The organism is Pseudomonas migulae, from assembly GCF_024169315.1.
GTDB lineage: Bacteria > Pseudomonadota > Gammaproteobacteria > Pseudomonadales > Pseudomonadaceae > Aquipseudomonas > Aquipseudomonas migulae_B.
The window spans coordinates 2,865,734-2,883,144 of sequence record NZ_JALJWR010000001.1; the positions used below are offsets into that span (position 1 = coordinate 2,865,734).

Here is a 17,411-nt window from a genome sequence, read left to right on the forward strand (position 1 = left end):
CCCGAGGATTTGCCATGCACGCTTTACCGATCGCCAACACACTGGAGCGCCGGCGGGCCTTCCAGAGCTTCCTCGGGGTCAGCCCGGCGCTGATCGCCATCGGCCTGTTTCTGATCGTGCCGATCCTGATTGTCATCGGCTACTCGCTGATGGAAGCCAACCCCTACGGCGGGGTCAACAAAGTCTTCAGCACTGACGCCTACACCTCGCTACTGTTTGAACGGCAACTGGACGACAGCCTGGCCTTCGCCGATTCCTATCTGCTGATCGCCTTGCGCTCCATCGGCATCGCCGGTCTGACGACGATTATCACGTTGCTGATCGGCTTTCCGGTGGCGGTGTGGCTGGCCATGCAACCGGCGCATCGGCGCGGCCTGCTGATCTTTCTGATCACCGTGCCGTTCTGGGCCAACCTGCTGATCCGCACCTACGCCTGGATTTTGCTTTTGCGTAACACCGGTGTGATCAACAACAGCCTGATGGGCCTCGGCGTCATCGACCAGCCGTTGCAATTGCTCTACACCGACGGCGCGGTGTTGCTGGGTCTGGTTTACACCTACGCGCCCTTCGTGGTGCTGCCGATTTACGCGACGCTGGAAAAGATGGACATCCGCCTGCTGGAAGCCGCGCAGGACCTTTACGCCGGACGCTGGCGCACCTTGCGCAAAGTGGTGCTGCCGATCGCCAGACCGGGGATTCTCGCCGGCGCCATCCTCACGTTCGTGCCTTGTCTCGGCGCGATGATCGCCCCGGAACTGCTGGGCGGCGGCACGCGCATGATGCTCGGCAACCTGATCTTCCGGCAGTTCAGCGATGCACGAAACTGGCCTTTCGGCGCGGCGCTGTCGCTAGTGTTGATGGCCGCCGTGATGCTGGTGCTGACGGTGTATGCGTTGCGCGCAGAACGTCAGCGCATCGCCAAGGGAGGTGCATGATGCTGCGTCTATTCAAGCGGAACGGCCTGGGGGTTCAGGATTTTCCGGGCTTCGGTGGCTTCAGTTTCCTGTTCTACCTGTACCTCTACGCGCCGATAGTGGTGCTGGTGGTGTTCTCGTTCAACGCCAACCAGTCGGCGACGGTGTGGGCCGGCTTCAGCCTGGACTGGTACCGCGCGGCCTTCGCCAATCAGGCGCTGCGCCAGGCGGCCGGCAACAGTCTGTTGATCGCCGTCTGCGCCAGCATGATCGCCACGGCGATTGCCACCCTGGCCGCCCTCGGCACCTCGCGAGGTGCCAGATTCAAAGGCCTGCAACTGTCGATGGGCGCGATCATGCTGCCACTGGTGTTGCCGGAAATCGTAGTCGGCGTCGCCACGCTGGCACTGTTTTCCACCCTCGGCCTGTCCCTGGGCTACGGCAACCTGATCATCGCCCACACGGTGTTTTGCATTCCTTTTGCCTACCTGCCGATCCGGGCGCGGCTCAACGACATGGACCTGTCCCTGGAACAAGCCTCGGCCGACCTCTACGCCGGCCCGTGGCGGACTTTTCGCAAGGTCACCCTGCCGCTGCTGATGCCGGGGATTTTCTCCGGACTGATGCTGGCCTTCATCGTCTCGCTGGATAACTTCGTGATTTCGATGATGGTCTCCCAGGCCGGCACCACCACCCTGCCGATCTTCATATTCGGCCTGCTGCGCATGGGTGTGACGCCCGACGTCAACGCTGTTTCGACCCTGATCCTGGGCGTCTCGGTGCTGTTCGTCAGCCTCTCCTACCTGCTGGGCAAAAAGAACACCTGAACCTTCTACGTACCGTGGGGAAATAGCATGAGCAAGTTGATTGCAAGCATCGGGACTTCGTTGTTACTGACACTGGCCGGCAGCGTTCAGGCCGCAGAAAAACTCAACGTGGTGAGCTGGAGTGGTTACTTTTCGCCGGAGATCCTCGCCAAGTTTCAGAAACAGACCGGTATCGAAGTCACCGTGGATTCCTACGATTCCAACGAAACATTGCTGGCCAAACTGAAACAGGGCGGCGCGGGTTACGACGTGGCGATTCCATCGCACCAATTCGTACCGATCCTGATCAAGGAAAATCTGCTGGAACGCTTCGACCCGGTCAAAGAGCCCTACTACGCCAGCGTTGTGGATAACCTGAAAAAACCCACCTGGGACCCGGAAGGCGCCTATTCCGTGCCGTTCATCTGGGGCACCACCAGCGTGGTGCTCAACACCGAACGCTACAAAGGCCCGGCCGACAGCTACAAGGTGCTTTACGAGCCGCCGGCCGAGTTGCAGGGACGGATCAACATGTTCGATTCGGTCAGCGAAGTGATCGACATGGCCAGCCTGTACCTGAACATCCCGCTGTGCAGCGAAGACCCCAAGCAGATGCAGCAAGTGCTGAGCCTGCTCAAGGCGCAGAAACCTTTCGTCAAGACTTACAGCTCCAAGGCCGGCTCGATTCGCGAGAACCTGGCCGCGGGCGAAATCGACATGTCGATGTTCTGGGGCGGTTCGTCGATGCGCGCCCGGGAAATGAAACCGGGCCTGAAGTACCTCTACCCGAAAGAAGGCGTGCTGGCGTGGGTCGACAACATGGTGATCCCGACCGGCAGCAAGAACCCGGCGAACGCCAGGGCGTTTATCGCGTTCCTCAGCCAGCCTGAAAATGCCGCCATGACCCAGAACTTCCTCAAGCACCAAAGCCCGATCAAGGGCGTGGAACCGTTCCTCGACGCCAGCCTCAAGGACGCCCCGGAGTTGCACATTCCCGAAGGCACCCAAGTGGTGTTCAGCAAGACCTGCGGCGAAGGCGCGATCCGCCTGGCCGACCGTCTCTGGACCAGCCTGATGCGTTGATTCCAACCGCCCCGTCGTGGTGACGGGGTGTTCCTCCAGCCGTCCGAAAGGCAGCGTTGCAATGACTTCTAATAACATCAGCGAACTGGTCCTGCTGCAGGCCCATGAACTCGCCGAACGCATTCGCCTGCGCCAGGTTTCCTGCCGGGAAGTGATGCAGACTTACCTGGCCCATATCGATCGCTTCAATCCACGGGTCAATGCGCTGATCAGCCTGCAGGCGCCGGAAGACTTGCTGGCCCAGGCCGAGATGCGCGACACCGAGCTGACACGGGGCGATTACCGTGGCTGGATGCATGGCTTGCCCCATGCGGTCAAAGACCTGTCGCTGACCCGTGGCATACGCACGACGCTGGGTTCGCCGCTGTACAAAGACTTTATTCCCGATCGCGACGGGATCATGGTCGAGCGGCTGAAGGCAGCCGGCGCGATCATCATCGGCAAGAGCAACACCCCGGAGTTCGGCCTCGGCTCGCAAAGTTACAATCCGTTGTTCGGCGCGACCGGCTGCGCCTTTGATCCGAGCAAGACTGCCGGCGGCAGCAGCGGTGGCGCGGCGGCGGCGCTGGCGATGCATCTGGTGCCGGTGGCCGACGGCAGTGACATGATGGGTTCGCTGCGCAACCCGGCGGCCTTCAACAACATCTTTGGTTTCCGTCCGTCCCAGGGACGCGTGCCCTTCGATGACAGCGCCGACCTGTTCATCGATCAGCTCGGCTACGAAGGCCCCATGGGGCGCAGCGTGCGCGATGCTGCTTTGTTGCTGTCGGTACAGGCCGGTGCCGATGTCCGGGCACCGCTGTCTATCGCCGAATCCGGCAGCGCCTTTGCGGCGCCACTGGAGCGGGACTTCAAAGGCACGCGCCTGGGCTGGCTGGGGGATTTCAACGGCTATCTGCCCATGGAAAAAGGCATTCTCGACCTCTGCGAAAAAACCTTCGCCGACTTCGAAAGCCTGGGATGTCACATCGAAGCGGTGCAGCCCGGATTCGCCCCGCAACAGCTATGGAGCAGTTGGCGAACCTTGCGCCACTGGATGGTTGCCGGCTCGCTGGGCGCGATTTACGCCGACCCGCAAAAACGCGCACAACTGAAACCGGAAGCGTGCTGGGAAATCGAACACGGTTTGAAACTGTCCGCCAGCGAGGTATTTACGGCCTCCGTGGACCGTAGTAACTGGTACCGGGCGATCTCCCGGCTGTTTGAAGATTTCGATTATTTGCTGCTACCCAGTGCCCAGGTGTTCCCGTTCGATAAAACCCAGCCGTGGCCGACGTCTATTGAAGGCGTGAGCATGGACACCTACCACCGCTGGATGGAGGTGGTAATTCCCGGCACCTTGTCCGGCTGTCCGGTGGCGAATGTGCAGGCAGGGTTCAATTCGAACGGTTTACCGATGGGCCTGCAAATCATCGGCAGGCACCAGGCCGACTTCGCCGTCCTGCAACTGGCCCACGCTTACGAACAGGCGAGTCGCTGGTTCCAGCGCTGCCCTTCGCCACTGTTGAACGAGGGATTTTGATAAACGGTTGATAGCGTAGATAAATTTTTTAAAAAAGCGCTTGACGCATATTCGTTTCCCGCGAATAATGCGCGCCACTTGGCTACATAGCTCAGTTGGTTAGAGCATAGCATTCATAATGCTGGGGTCCGGGGTTCAAGTCCCTGTGTAGCCACCAAGTACTAAAAACGGCTTACCGAAAGGTAGGCCGTTTTTTTATGCCCAAAGAAAATGCACAGGCCCCCACTCCCGACAAAAATCCTGTAGGAGCCCGGCTTGCCGGCGAAGAGGCCCTTAAGTCCTGCATCAATTTTGCGGCCGCTTCCGCCGGCAAGTTGCTCGATTCCCCTGAAGGAGCTGCCGAAGGCTGCGATCTCTTGATCCTGGTAGCGAGGAAGCTTGCTCCCCTGCCACAACAGCGTCCGGCGCTACTCCGAACGCCGCGCTTTCAACCGCCGCCCCAACACATCCAGCACATCACACCCATCCCGCAAGGGAATGGCGCAGAGCAATGCAAAGTCGCTGAGGATGAAAGACTGACATTCGATCGAGCCCCGCATCGACAGGTTTTCCATCACTTGGGTGACGGCGCAAATTCGATAGTGGGCAGCGTCGTATAAAACGTCGAGTGGTGCGAGGGTATCGACGAACAAAGTGGGCATGTCGTCGCAGTTGCTGGTCAGTGCCATGAAGCGGCTTTTGGGTGGAGGGGCTGGTTTTTCGTAGGGTGGATCGGGGTGAAGATTTGTCATTTTTAAACCTCTGGTAAGAAGGGAAGCTACCATCGGCCTTCCTACAGGCTTGGGTGGCAGCTATACGCGGGGTAGGAATATCGAGACCAGAGAACTCGACCACACCGAAGCGTGCCCGCGCACAGCCGCCGCAACTGATCTTACGGACGCATGTTGATGGCCGCAATTCAAGTGTCGACGCCAAAGCGTCCTCTCTAGTCTTGAAGGGTTCCTACACCCCATCACTGAAATTTCAGTGACCACCAGAGACTATCGATGGAGCGCATTTCCCACCAGTTCATGGAAACCGCTACAACTTGAAGGAAACTTCCGACGACCTTGCCCGGAAATTTCGCAGCCTGTAAGACCGCCTTCGCGGGCAAGCCTCGCTCCCACAGGACCGAGTCAGGCCGCCAAAACCGGGAACACACCCAATCCTGTAGGAGCGAGGCTTGCCCGCGAATTGAGCGCGAAGCGGTCATAAATCTATCTGAGTCAGAGATCGCAAGCCTTACCATGTTGATTGATCCTCAAGACCGGCCTTGTGGAGGTCCTCCCACTGAGTAGTCGCCAAGCGAAAGATGTCTTCGAAAAACAACCGTGGACAATTCATCTCGCCCACGGGCAATCCCTCGCACAGAAAATGGTGCGCGAGACTGTGCGGGGGATAAGAAAAGAAAGAAGTCAGGAAAGTAAGAAGCGGATGTAGGGCAAATCGCTAATTAACTAATTTACGAAAGATGGTGCGCGCAAGGGCGCCAGAAGCTTCGCCGGCAAGCCGGCTCCTAAAGGGGATGTGTTGTGCGCGAAATCTTTGGCCGACACAAAACCTGTACCGGCCACCTACCCTGTCACAAACGCATCGACGCCAACGCGGACAACCCCCGCTCCCATATCTGCCACGTACGCAGCCAGACCATCGACTGCCAGTCGCTGTCGGCGGGATAGAACTGCTCCAGCAGATTCAGTTTGATTTCACGCCCTACCGCATCACTCGGATTGCCGTGCAGATGCAGCCAATGGTCGTCGCGCAAATGACGATGAACTTCGGCCCCCGGATAAGTCCCGCACTCGATCACGAAGGGCATCAGTCGCACCTGTGGCAGCGCATCGACCAGCGCCTGCGAGGTGTAGCCGGTGGCCGTGGCGGCCACGCCGGTTTCGCTCAGCGTGTCGGCGCCGGTCAGCAGCGTATAGAGCCACGGTCCGTAGATCGCCTGCGCATCCGCCAACGCTGGATAAGCGGACTCGGTGATGGTCAACAACATTGGATGGCCGTATTCCCCGGCACCGGTGTGCAAATCGAAGCACATCGCGGCATCGGCATGGGCGACATGTTTTTGCAGGATCCGGTGCAACGTGCGGTTCGACCAGCTCGGCGCCCGCCCGCCGTAAAACAGCCCGTCGGGATGACTGTGCTGGCCACCCTCGACAATCGACATCACCGCCGGCCAGCCGTGTTCCTGGATCTGCTGATCAAGCAGCACATCGGCGCGATCACGCTCGGGGCCTGTCAGCTCGGTGCAGGCATAGATCTCATGCAACGCCGCGTAGGCCTGATTGTCCGGCAGGGGATGTTCGAAGTTCAGGTGATTTCGGTTGAGGTCGATGTTGTCTTCGTTGACCCGACGCAGCCAAGCCGTGCCCCAGGGGTTGATCAGATGAACAAACACCACGGCGACATCGGCCGGCAATGAACGCTTGCCCAGCTCCTGCATCCACTTGATCTGACAGCCCGAGCCATAGAAGCCTTCGACCCCGTGAGTACCACTCAGCGCGATCAGCAGACGCTTGGCGCCCGGATCACCGAGCACCGCCACATCGGTGCTCAACGGCTCCCCGAACGGGCCTTTGAGCGGGTGCGGATACTCGGTCAGCGTCGCGCCGGCCGCGATTGCCGCCGCCAGAAATTGTTCACGCTGGGCGCCATAGCTTGGCTGTGAGGGGAAGTCGGTCTGCATGTCTGCCTCTTGTTGATTTTCTGACTCGTCTACTGCCCTTGACCCTACAGAAAATCCGTCAACGGATGAAGGACAAAAACACCCCTGGTTTGCGTCACTGGCTGTCGGCCGATAAAGTCCCCTGATCTTTCCCACGGATGGAGTGCCCCGCGTGTTCTCAGCCCTTCGCTTGAATCGCTATCGCCTGTCAGCCCTTTCGCTGATCGCCGGCGCATTAACCCTCGCGGCGTGTAACGTTCCGCCCGCATCGAAGTTGCCGACCGCGCCGGAAGCCGCCTCGGGTTATCGCACCGACCTGCAGACCCGGCACGCCTCGAAGCATATGGCGGCGGCGGCGAATCCGCTTGCCGCCGAAGCCGGGCGAGCGATGCTGCGTCAGGGCGGTTCGGCGATTGATGCCGCTATTGCGATGCAAGCGGTGCTGACGTTGGTCGAACCGCAATCCTCGGGTATCGGCGGTGGTGCGTTTATCGTGCTCTGGGACGGCAAAAACGTGCGCACCTACGACGGTCGTGAAACCGCGCCGGCCGGTGCCACGGAGAAGCTGTTCCTGCAAGCCGACGGCAAACCGATGCCGTTCACTCAGGCGCAGATTGGCGGTCGTTCCGTGGGCACCCCCGGCGTGTTGCGGGCGCTGGAACTGGCCCATCGGAAACACGGGCGCCTGCCCTGGGCGCAGTTGTTCGAACCGGCGATCAGACTCGCGGAGCAAGGTTTTCCCATCTCACCACGCCTGTATCAGCTGATTGCTTCGGATTCGTCCATGCAGCGTTCGCCAGACATGATGGCCTACTTCCGCAACGCCGATGGCAGCCCGAAAGCCGTGGGCACCCCGCTGAAAAACCCGGCGCTGGCCGCCGCATTCAAACGCATCGCCAAGGAAGGTCCTGATGCGTTGTACAAAGGCCCTATCGCGCAGGAGATCGTCGCCAAGGTTCAGGGCCACGCCAACCCCGGCAGCCTGTCGCTGAGCGATCTCAATGGCTACTCCGCCAAGGAACGCGCGCCGCTGTGCACCGACTACAAACGCTGGCAGGTCTGCGGCATGCCGCCGCCGTCGTCGGGCGGAATCGCCGTGGCGCAGATCCTTGGCACCTTGCAGGCGCTGGAAACCCGCGACCTGCGTTATGCCCTGGCGCCACTAAAGCCAGTCAAAAGTACCCTCCCCGCCGGCATCGAACCCGCCCCGGAAGCCGTGCACCTGATCTCCGAAGCCGAGCGCCTCGCTTACGCCGACCGTGCACAGTACGTCGCCGACAGCGACTTCGTACCGGTCCCGGTCAAAGGCCTGGTAGACCCGACCTATCTGGCCAGCCGCGCCGCCCTCATCGGTGATCGCAGCATGGGCACGGCCAAGCCTGGCACACCGCCGGGCATTCAGGTCGCCTACGCGCCGGACCGTTCGCCGCTGCGCATTTCCACCTCGCAAGTGGTAGCGGTCGATGACCTGGGCGGAGCGGTGTCGATGACCACTACGGTCGAATCCGCATTCGGCTCGCACCTGATGGTTCAGGGCTTTCTGCTCAACAACCAGATGACCGACTTCTCATTCATCCCGGAAGAAAACGGGCAGAAAGTCGCCAACCGCGTCGAACCCGGCAAACGCCCACGCTCGTCCATGGCCCCCACCCTGATCTTCGACCGCCAGAGCGGCGAATTCCTCGCCACCATCGGCTCCCCCGGCGGTTCGCAAATCATTGAATACGTCGCCAAATCCACCATCGGCCTGCTCGACTGGAACCTCGACCCGCAAACCGCCATCAACCTCCCCAACTTCGGCAGCCGCAACGGTCCGACCGAACTGGAACAGGGACAGTTCAGTGCCGGGCTGATTCAGGCGTTGAAGGACAAGGGCCACAGCGTGAGCGAAATCGACATGACCAGCGGCACTCAGGCGATTGTCCGGGTCAAGGATGCGCAGGGGAAAGCATCGCTGGCGGGTGGGGCGGATCCGCGGCGCGAGGGGGAAGCGTTGGGGGATTGAGTCATACGCGGCGCGGAAAGGGCTTACCGGGAGGTAGGCCCTTTTTACTTATTCCGTTGCAGTTTTTAACTTCTCGCAGAGAGCGATTAGAGATAATTTTTACACCATCGGCGAAATAGTCCTATAAATAGGGGCTATTGAGGCCCTCATTAGAGATAACCTCCTGCGGCCTCAGAGATAAATTTCATATGCCTGAATTTTCCCATCACGAGCTTCAGCTCCTGAATCCGACGTTCGACTCACCGTTGGTAGATGTCTTGAGTGAATTGGAGCACCTACGACGACTGCGACTCTAAGGCGATACTCCAGCCCCGGTGTTTTTCCAACTCAAGGCAATCTTCCATACGCTGGAAAGCCTGGGGTCAGCACGGATCGAGGGCAACCATACAACGCTGGCCGACTATCTCGACAACAAAATCGAAGGTAAGGCAACGGACAGTGATCAACTGCGTGAAATTGCCAACATCGAAAAAGCCATGAGCTATATCGAAGAAATCATGCGGCCTGGTGAACCGCTGACAGAACGGACCATTCGCGAAATTCATGCGATGACTGTCGAGGAATTGGAGCGCGAAGGCGACCGAACTCCAGGTGCCTACCGTCAAACTCCAGTACGTATCGCGCAGTCAGATCACCTTCCGCCTGAAGCTGTTCAGGTTCCGGGATACATGCAAGAACTGGTTGCATTCGTGAATAACAACGACCTACCGAAATACGATCTGATGAAGATCGCCTTGGCTCATCATAGATTCGGTTGGATCCACCCTTTTGGAAACGGCAATGGCCGTGTAGTGAGACTACTCACTTATGCACTCTTGATGAAATACGGGTTCAACGTAAATACAGGCGGTAGAGTGCTAAATCCCACGGCCGTTTTCTGTAACGATCGTGAGCGCTATTACGCAATGCTAGGTGTTGCTGACACCGGTACCAAAGACGGACTTGAGGCGTGGTGCATCTACATACTGACGGGGGTAAAGGATGAAATTGCCAAGGTCGATCGACTCACCGACTACGCCTATCTCAAGCACTCGATTCTCACGCCTGCTATTACATTCGCTCGTCAGCGTGAATGGATTACCAAAACAGAAGAGGCTGTGCTGGATAAAGCAATCACTGAACGCATCGTCAAGTCTGCCGATCTCGCGAGTGTGCTACCGGATCTATCAAGTAGCCAACGTACCTATTTGATCAAAAAACTGGTTAGCCAGGGAATGCTCCTCCCGATCAACGAAGGAGCAAGGCAATACACTATCGGGTTCTCAAATAACTACCTGATGCGAGGTGTTATTAAGGGGCTCAGAGAGCAAGGATTTATCCCCGAACCGCTGGAAAACCCTTAAAGCGAATGGCACGTATACCAGAGTAATCAGCGAGTCCCTGATTACCGTCGCCTCACCGCGCAACTACACACTCACATACACCCACGCTTCAATCCCGGACTCCAGCACCACGCTGACGCGCTTGTAATCCGACACTTCATAACTATCCGCAGCCGCCAACTCTTCGGCCGTGATCTGAAACACCATCCCCGGAATCGGCGCGCTGTCCTTATTGCCCGGGCGAAGGATCGGATGGTGCGTCTTGCCGCTGGTGGCCAATACCTCGGGATCGGTAATTTCCACCCACGCCTGCTCGTATCCCAACATCGCGTCGGCGCTACCGGTCAGCTCGCGCCCGAAGTTGGCCAGTTGCACGGCTTTGTCCTGCAAGGTGCCGTAGGAAAACAGATACACCGTTGAATCGCTCATTCCTGAATCCTTGATTGATTAGTCGCGTGCAGCCTAGCGAGAAATCTTCAGTGCCTGCCGCGCCTGGTGTTTCTCCAGCGCCAGTTCGATCAGGCGGCTGACCAGTTCGCTGTAGGTCATGCCGGTGGCCTGCCACAGCTTGGGGTACATGCTGATGCGGGTGAAACCGGGCAGCGAGTTGATCTCGTTGATCAGCACTTCGCCGCTGTCGGTCAGGAACACATCGACCCGCGCCAGACCGGAGCAGCCCAACACCTGAAACGCCTCGACGGCCAGGGCACGAATACGCTCGCTGGCCTCGCTGCTGATGTCAGCCGGGACCACCACTTCAGCGGCTTGTGCATCGATGTACTTGCTGTCGTAGGAATAGAACCCGCTGCGCACGACGATTTCGCCGCAACCGCTGGCGATCGCGTCTTCGTTGCCGAGCACAGCGCATTCGATCTCGCGGCCGCTGACGGCGGATTCGACCAGCACTTTCTCATCGAAACCCAGAGCCAGTTCGACCGCGGCCGTGTACTCGGCTTCGTCGTTGACCTTGCTCACGCCCACCGAAGAACCCTGGTTCGCCGGTTTGACGAACAGCGGCAGGCCGAGCTTGCCCTGGACCTCGGTGAACCCGGTGCGCCTGGCTGTGGCGCGGGTCAGGGTCACGAATGGCGTGACCGCCAACCCGGCATCTCGCAGCAGACGCTTGCTGATGTCCTTGTCCATGCACACCGCCGACCCGAGCACATCGGAGCCGACAAACGGCAGATCGGCCATGCGCAGCAACCCTTGCAGGCAACCGTCTTCACCGAGGGTGCCGTGGACGATCGGGAAGATCACATCGACGTGGCCCAGCAGTTCCTGACTCGAGGTTTCCACCAGTTGCTGACTGGCCTTGCCCGGCACCACGGCGAGTTCGCGGTTGGACTGGTTGAGGGCGATCAGCGCCGGGTTTTCCTGGTTGAGCAGGAAGTTCGACGGATCGTTGAGGTGCCAATGGCCCTGCTTGTCGATGCCGATCAGTACCGGTTCGAAGCGCGACCGGTCCAGCGCGTCGACGATGTTTTTCGCCGATTGCAGCGACACTTCGTGCTCAGCCGAACGGCCGCCAAAAATAATGCCTACCCGCAGTTTGCTCATTCAGAATTCCTCAACGATTGGCCACCAGATGCGCACCGAACAGCACGTAGCAACTGCCGGCGAAGCGATCCAGCCATTTGCGCGATCGCTCGTAAGCGCCCGCCATGCGGCGACTTGAAAACAGCAGCGCAACGCCGCTATACCAACTGAAAGACAGGGTCGCCATGGTCAGCACGGCCAGCGCCAGCAACATCGGCGGCACGGTCGCGGGCATCGCTGTCGCGAAGATGGTCGCGACGAACAAGGCAGATTTGGGGTTGGTCATGTTGCCCAGGAAACCTTGGCCATACACCGACAGTAACGTGCGCCCTGCTCCGTCAATCGAGCCGCGATTGCCCGCGACAACGGGCGGTTTACGCCGGAATTGCTTCAAGCCCAGGTAGATCAGGTAACAGCCACCGGCAATCTTGAAACTCAGGTAAAGCGTCGGCGCCGCGCTGAACAGCGACTTGATGCCCAACCCGCCCGCCAGTCCCCAGAGCACAGTGCCAGTGGCCACGCCCAGTGCGGCCACCACCCCGTGGCGCTTGGATTGACTGGCCGCCAGTTGCGCGATGTTGAAGAAATTCGGCCCCGGCGTCACCACCGCGACCGTCCACAACAACGCCAGCGACAACAACGGTGCGGCGTAGCTCAGGTGGGAAATTTCCATGACGTGGGTCGCCTTCTTGGCTACAGAGGATGTGCCACACAGTGCAACATTTGCTTTCGATTTTCTACTCGATCGCGGCCTTTCATCGGCCAGAAGACAGACAACCGGTCACTGGGTTAACGTGATCCGCATCGAGTTCCAGACAACGATCACCATGACCAGGCACCCACCGCACAATGACTGGTTCCACCGCGCGCCCGATGTGGCGGGGCTGCAGCGGTTCGAAGCGTTTTTTGCCGGACATGGCTACGACCTGCACCGCCATGACACTTACGCCATCGGTCACACTCTCGCCGGCGTGCAGCGCTTTCAGTACCGCGGCGGCTGGCGCCACAGCCTGCCCGGCGGGACGATGGTGCTGCACCCGGACGAAATCCACGATGGCGAAGCCGGGACCGAGCTCGGATTCCAGTACCGGATGATGTACATCGAACCGGCACTGATTCAGCAAATGCTCGGCGGTCAGCCGCTGCCGTTCATCAAGAACGGCTTGTCGACCGATCCACGCCTGTTCGCCGCCACCGAAGTCCTGCTGCGCAGCCTCGACGCCCCCCTCGAACCGCTGGAAGCGCAGGATGCGCTGTTCGATCTGGCGCAAGCCTTGAACAGCGCTGGTGGAGTCACTGCCAGGCACGCAAGCTTCGACTACAGGGCTGCGGAACGCGCGCGAGAATACATGCACAGCGCACTGGATCGCACCGTGACGCTGGAAGAACTGGCGCACCACAGCGGCCGGGATCGCTGGAGCCTGTCGCGAGACTTTCGCCTGTTGTTCGGCACCAGCCCATACCGTTACTTGACCATGCGCCGCCTCGACCTGGTTCGTTCGCTGCTGATTCAAGGGCAGCCGCTGGTCAGCGCCGCGCTGATCGCCGGCTTCACCGATCAGAGCCACATGACCCGCCAGTTCAGCAAAACCTACGGTTTGTCGCCAGCGCGCTGGATGAAGATGCACCGCCGCTGAGCCACGCACAATCGTACAAGAAGCACGCTGCTGCGCTGGCTATCGTGGTTTGACGATCAACCACGAGAGCTGCTCCATGAAAGCCTACGAAAGCCTGAACTTCGCCGAAAAAATCTCCCGGATCGACTCGCACTGGACACCGCGGGTCATCGCCGAAATGAACGACTATCAGTTCAAGGTGGTGAAGCTGCTGGGGGATTTCATCTGGCATGACCACCTTGATACCGACGAAGCCTTCATCGTTCTCGAAGGCCAGTTGCGCATCGATTTTCGCGATGGCCACGTGCTGGTGAACGCCGGCGAAATGTATGTGGTGCCCAAGGGGGTCGAGCACAAACCGTTCGCCGGGCAGGAGGTGAAACTCCTGCTTATCGAACCCCGGGGCGTGTTGAACACCGGCAGCAATGGCGGCGAACGCACGGCTGAGAATGACGTTTGGCTGTGAAGTCTTACGGCTGTAAGGTTTTCCCGTCCACCGGATCGCCGATTGTCAGGAAATGCCCGCCGGCCACGTGGTGCAAGGTTCGCAACGCATCGTGCCCCTCGAAATGCCACCGCCCCTCGCTGAACACACGCTCGTCCGCCTGGGCGGCAATCACTTCGGCCACGAACAGATCGTACTGTTGGTGATTGCCGGGTTCGGGCAGCAGTCGGCATTCCAGCCAGGCCACACAGCCTTCGAGCATCGGCGCATCAATCAATTCGCCGCTGAAGGTCTGCAAATCATAGGTCTGGAATTTATCCCGGCCCTGGCCTTGGGTCAGCTCCAGTCCGGACGTCGAGCCCACGGTTTGCACGATATCGGCCTGGGCGGCGCAGGGCACGTTCAGCACGAACGTGCCCGACGCTTCCAGCAGTTGCCGGGTCCAGGTGGACTTGTCCAGCACCACGGCAATTTTCGGCGGTTCGAAATCCAGCGGCATGGCCCAGGCCGCAGCCATGATATTGCGCTGCCCGTCATGGACCGCGCTGACCAGCACGGTCGGCCCGTGATTGAGCAGACGATAGGCTTTGGACAAGGGAACCGGGCGGCGATGGGAAGCGCTCATGGCATCTGCTCCTGGGAAAAGAGCCGATTGTAACGATTTCCGCCCGGTTGGCAGGTATCAACTCGACAGCTGATTGGCGAACTGTCCGACCGCATTCACCACTTTCTGCGCACCGTCCTGAATCTCGACAATCACCGTGCCCGCCTCTGCCGCCAGCGCCAACCCTTGTTCAGCCTGGAGTTTGCCGTCGGTCATCAGGGACACGGCGTTACGCGCCATGTCCTGGTTCTGACGCACCACCAACACGATTTCATCCGTGGCCTGACTGGTGCGCGAAGCCAGTTGCCGGACCTCGTCCGCCACCACGGCAAAACCGCGGCCCTGTTCACCGGCCCGGGCCGCTTCGATGGCCGCGTTGAGCGCCAGCAGGTTGGTCTGTTCGGCAATGCCACTGATGGTTTTGACGATGGTACCGATCACCAGCGATTGTTCGTTCAGCGCTTCGATGCCGTCGCCGGCGGTTTGCATGTGCTTGGCCAGATCGCGCATCACGTTCACAGCCTGAGTGACCACGGCGGTGCCGCGCTGGGCGCTTTGATCGGTTTGCTGCGAGGTGCCATAGGCAATGTTGGCCGCTTCGGCGACGGCCTGCTCCTGATTGACCTGATCGGTGATCACCGTGGCGAACTTCACCACTTTGTAGAGCTTGTGGTTGGCGTCGACCACCGGGTTGTAGGACGCTTCCAGCCAGACCGTACGCCCGTGGCTGTCAATGCGCTTGAAGCGGCCGGCCACGAATTCACCAGCATTCAGACGACGCCAGAAGTCCTGATACTCGGCGCTGTTGTGCTCCTGCGCTTCGCAGAAGATGCGGTGATGTTTGCCCTTGATTTGCGCCAGGCTGTAACCCATTCCGTTGAGAAACCGCTCATTGGCTGCGAGCACGTTGCCAGCGAGGTCGAACTCGATCACCGCCGTCGAACGTACCAGCGCACCGATCAGGTTCTCGTGTTCACGGGAGGCCTCGATGGTGCGGGTCAGGTCGCTGGAAAAAATCGAAAAATGTTTGATTCGCCCGTCCGAAGAACGCACGGGCTGCACGATCGAGCGCAACCAGGCTTCCTGACCATCGCCACGCAACAGGCGCACCGCACCGGCGAAGTGTTCGCCACGGGTCAGCGCGGCCTTGAAACGGTGATGGAATTCATCGGACTTCACATGGGGCGGCACGATGTCTTCGATCGGACGATCGATCAGGTCGTGGCTCTTGTAGAGCATTTCGCTGATGAAATTCTGGTTGGCCGATTGAATCCGCCCATCGGGATCAAGGGTCAGGACCAGCATCTCGCTTTCCAGACTTTCCTTCACTTGCTGAAGGCTGGAGAGTTCTTCGCGAAGAGCCGACAACTCTTGCTTCAAGCGTTTGTTGAACATGGGAAAGCACCGATGGGCAGGGAAAGAAAGCGGCATGCAGCCTAGCCATCGGCCTTGGGGATATTTTCTGAAGAGTGCTTCAGGCTTGTCCTACAAAAATAGTTGCCATATGCGCCGCGCCACCTTCAGTCAGATGGCACCCGCCGCCGGGCAACTGCCGGTTTTCGGCATGCGCGCGCCAAAGTACAGCGCGCTGCTCACACCCACCGCCCCCATCACGGCGCAGAAAATCACGCAGATCCACGGGCTCCACGGCATCAGGCCGATCAGCAACAGCGGCGTGATACTCGCCCATGCGGCGTAGGCAATGTTGTAGGTGAAGGAAATCCCCGAGACGCGAATCCGCGCCGGGAACAGGCTGACCATGACCGACGGCACCGCGCCGACCACGCCGCAACCGAGGCCCGCAATCGCGTAGGCCAGACCGATCCAGCTGCCACCGCTGATCAGGCTGGTATAGAGCACGCCAATGCCCAGCGGCAGCAGCAGGCTATACAGCATCACCGTGCGCCAGGCACCGATGCGGTCGACCAGCAACCCGGCGAGCACGCAGCCTATGTTCAGGAACACGATGCCCAACGCACTCAGGGCGAAGGTGTAGCTGGCGGTCATGCCGAAGGTTTTCTGCATCATGGTCGGGGTAATGACTACGAACACCACCACCGCCGATGTCAGCACGCAGGTGAGAATCATCGCCGGCAGAATGGCCAGGCGATGTTCACGCAAGACCGTGCGCAATGGCAGTTCGACGACGGCATCGCGCTTGGCCTGCATTGCCATGAACACCGGGGTTTCGCTGAGCCAGCGGCGTAGCCAGACGCCGATCACGCCAAATACGCCACCCAGCAGGAACGGGTAGCGCCACGCGTAATCGAGGATCTCCGCCGGTGTGAACGCCTGCGCCAGAAAGGTCGCCGTCAGGGCGCCGATCAAGTAACCAAAGGTCAGTCCCGCTTGCAGGAAACCGAGCGCGTAACCACGGTGCGCGACGGGTGCGTGTTCGGCGACAAACACCCAGGCGCTCGGCACCTCACCGCCCACCGCCGCGCCTTGCAGAATCCGCAGGGCCAACAGCAGCAGCGGCGCGAAATAGCCGATCTGGGCATAGGTCGGCATGATGCCGATCAGCAGGCACGGCAGCGCCATCATCAGAATGCTCAGGCTGAAGACTTTCTTGCGCCCCAGCCGGTCGGCGAAATGCGCCATCAGGATCCCGCCCAACGGCCGCGCCAGATAACCGGTCACGAAAATCCCGAAACTTTGCAGCAGTCGCAGCCATTCAGGCATTTCCGGCGGAAAGAACAGCTGGCTGAGGGTCAGGGCGAAAAAAACGAAAATGATGAAATCGTAGATTTCCAGCGCACCACCGAGGGCCGCAAGGCCTAGGGTCTTGTAGTCCGAGCGGCTGAACGGTGCCGGGCGCGAATCGTTATGGGCAGTCATCAAGAGAACTCTGGCGTAGGCAAAAAACCAAGGCGCCCATGGTCTACGCAAACGCGCCAGCGGACAACCG

General features: G+C 59.8%; 15 protein-coding genes, 1 tRNA gene and 2 pseudogenes. 9 read left to right on the forward strand and 9 right to left on the reverse strand.

All coding sequences use genetic code 11. The features are described from left to right. Positions 1-14: 14 nt before the first annotated feature. From J2Y86_RS13115 to J2Y86_RS13135, 5 genes are all read left to right on the forward strand, one after another. Complete coding sequence (locus J2Y86_RS13115) at positions 15-935, forward strand: ABC transporter permease (RefSeq protein WP_145316489.1); 921 nt, start codon at positions 15-17, stop codon at positions 933-935. Next, positions 932-1,741, forward strand: coding sequence for an ABC transporter permease (locus J2Y86_RS13120; protein ID WP_253431908.1), 810 nt, complete (start codon positions 932-934; stop codon positions 1,739-1,741). The genes J2Y86_RS13115 and J2Y86_RS13120 overlap by 4 nt, the downstream gene beginning before the upstream one ends. 27 nt (positions 1,742-1,768) lie before the next feature. Continuing rightward, positions 1,769-2,803 (forward strand): ABC transporter substrate-binding protein, encoded by a 1,035-nt coding sequence (locus J2Y86_RS13125; RefSeq protein WP_253431910.1) that lies wholly within the window; start codon positions 1,769-1,771, stop codon positions 2,801-2,803. 61 nt (positions 2,804-2,864) lie between these two features. Next, a complete protein-coding gene (locus J2Y86_RS13130; protein WP_253431913.1) occupies positions 2,865-4,325 on the forward strand; it encodes an amidase in 1,461 nt (486 codons plus the stop codon). Positions 4,326-4,405: 80 nt separating this feature from the next. Further along, a tRNA-Met gene (locus J2Y86_RS13135) sits at positions 4,406-4,482 on the forward strand. A gap of 250 nt (positions 4,483-4,732) precedes the next feature. Here the strand turns inward: J2Y86_RS13135 and J2Y86_RS13140 are convergent. Both J2Y86_RS13140 and J2Y86_RS13145 read right to left on the reverse strand, forming a co-directional pair. Continuing rightward, positions 4,733-5,056 (reverse strand): hypothetical protein, encoded by a 324-nt coding sequence (locus J2Y86_RS13140; protein ID WP_253431916.1) that lies wholly within the window; start codon positions 5,054-5,056, stop codon positions 4,733-4,735. Between the two features lie 830 nt (positions 5,057-5,886). Next, a complete protein-coding gene (locus J2Y86_RS13145; protein ID WP_253431919.1) occupies positions 5,887-6,996 on the reverse strand; it encodes a DUF2817 domain-containing protein in 1,110 nt (369 codons plus the stop codon). A gap of 151 nt (positions 6,997-7,147) precedes the next feature. On the opposite strand from J2Y86_RS13145, the gene ggt reads away from it, so the two are divergent. Both ggt and J2Y86_RS13155 read left to right on the forward strand, forming a co-directional pair. Further along, on the forward strand, positions 7,148-8,980 hold the full coding sequence (gene ggt, locus J2Y86_RS13150) for a gamma-glutamyltransferase (protein WP_253431923.1): 1,833 nt from the start codon (positions 7,148-7,150) through the stop codon (positions 8,978-8,980). Positions 8,981-9,168: 188 nt separating this feature from the next. After that, a pseudogene (locus J2Y86_RS13155) lies at positions 9,169-10,323 on the forward strand (Fic family protein). Between the two features lie 63 nt (positions 10,324-10,386). Here the strand turns inward: J2Y86_RS13155 and J2Y86_RS13160 are convergent. From J2Y86_RS13160 to J2Y86_RS13170, 3 genes are read right to left on the reverse strand one after another with little or no spacing between them, the layout of a single operon-like run. Then, positions 10,387-10,731 (reverse strand): gamma-glutamylcyclotransferase family protein, encoded by a 345-nt coding sequence (locus J2Y86_RS13160; RefSeq protein ID WP_253431929.1) that lies wholly within the window; start codon positions 10,729-10,731, stop codon positions 10,387-10,389. 33 nt (positions 10,732-10,764) lie between these two features. Further along, positions 10,765-11,859 (reverse strand): D-alanine--D-alanine ligase, encoded by a 1,095-nt coding sequence (gene ddlA / locus J2Y86_RS13165; protein WP_253431932.1) that lies wholly within the window; start codon positions 11,857-11,859, stop codon positions 10,765-10,767. Positions 11,860-11,869: 10 nt separating this feature from the next. Further along, the gene (locus J2Y86_RS13170; RefSeq protein WP_253431935.1) at positions 11,870-12,511 is read right to left on the reverse strand and encodes a LysE family translocator; all 642 of its coding nucleotides are present in this window, start codon (positions 12,509-12,511) and stop codon (positions 11,870-11,872) included. A 154-nt stretch (positions 12,512-12,665) separates the two neighbouring features. On the opposite strand from J2Y86_RS13170, the gene J2Y86_RS13175 reads away from it, so the two are divergent. Beyond that, entirely contained in the window at positions 12,666-13,475 is an 810-nt protein-coding gene (locus J2Y86_RS13175; protein ID WP_253431937.1) for an AraC family transcriptional regulator, read from the forward strand. A 76-nt stretch (positions 13,476-13,551) separates the two neighbouring features. Next, positions 13,552-13,920 (forward strand): cupin domain-containing protein, encoded by a 369-nt coding sequence (locus J2Y86_RS13180; RefSeq protein WP_253431939.1) that lies wholly within the window; start codon positions 13,552-13,554, stop codon positions 13,918-13,920. A gap of 4 nt (positions 13,921-13,924) precedes the next feature. On the opposite strand, the gene J2Y86_RS13185 is transcribed toward J2Y86_RS13180, so the two are convergent. From J2Y86_RS13185 to J2Y86_RS13200, 4 genes and pseudogenes are all read right to left on the reverse strand, one after another. Next, positions 13,925-14,524 carry a flavin reductase family protein gene (locus J2Y86_RS13185; RefSeq protein ID WP_253431942.1) on the reverse strand — a complete coding sequence of 200 codons (600 nt, stop codon included), beginning with the start codon at positions 14,522-14,524 and terminating at the stop codon, positions 13,925-13,927. Positions 14,525-14,581: 57 nt separating this feature from the next. Next, on the reverse strand, positions 14,582-15,190 hold the full coding sequence (locus J2Y86_RS30450) for a methyl-accepting chemotaxis protein (RefSeq protein WP_253440266.1): 609 nt from the start codon (positions 15,188-15,190) through the stop codon (positions 14,582-14,584). Beyond that, a pseudogene (locus J2Y86_RS30455) lies at positions 15,170-15,934 on the reverse strand (PAS domain-containing protein); the annotation flags it as partial. The gene J2Y86_RS30450 and the pseudogene J2Y86_RS30455, both read right to left, overlap by 21 nt. Positions 15,935-16,027: 93 nt before the next feature. Then, complete coding sequence (locus J2Y86_RS13200) at positions 16,028-17,341, reverse strand: MFS transporter (protein ID WP_253431945.1); 1,314 nt, start codon at positions 17,339-17,341, stop codon at positions 16,028-16,030. Positions 17,342-17,411 lie beyond the last annotated feature (70 nt).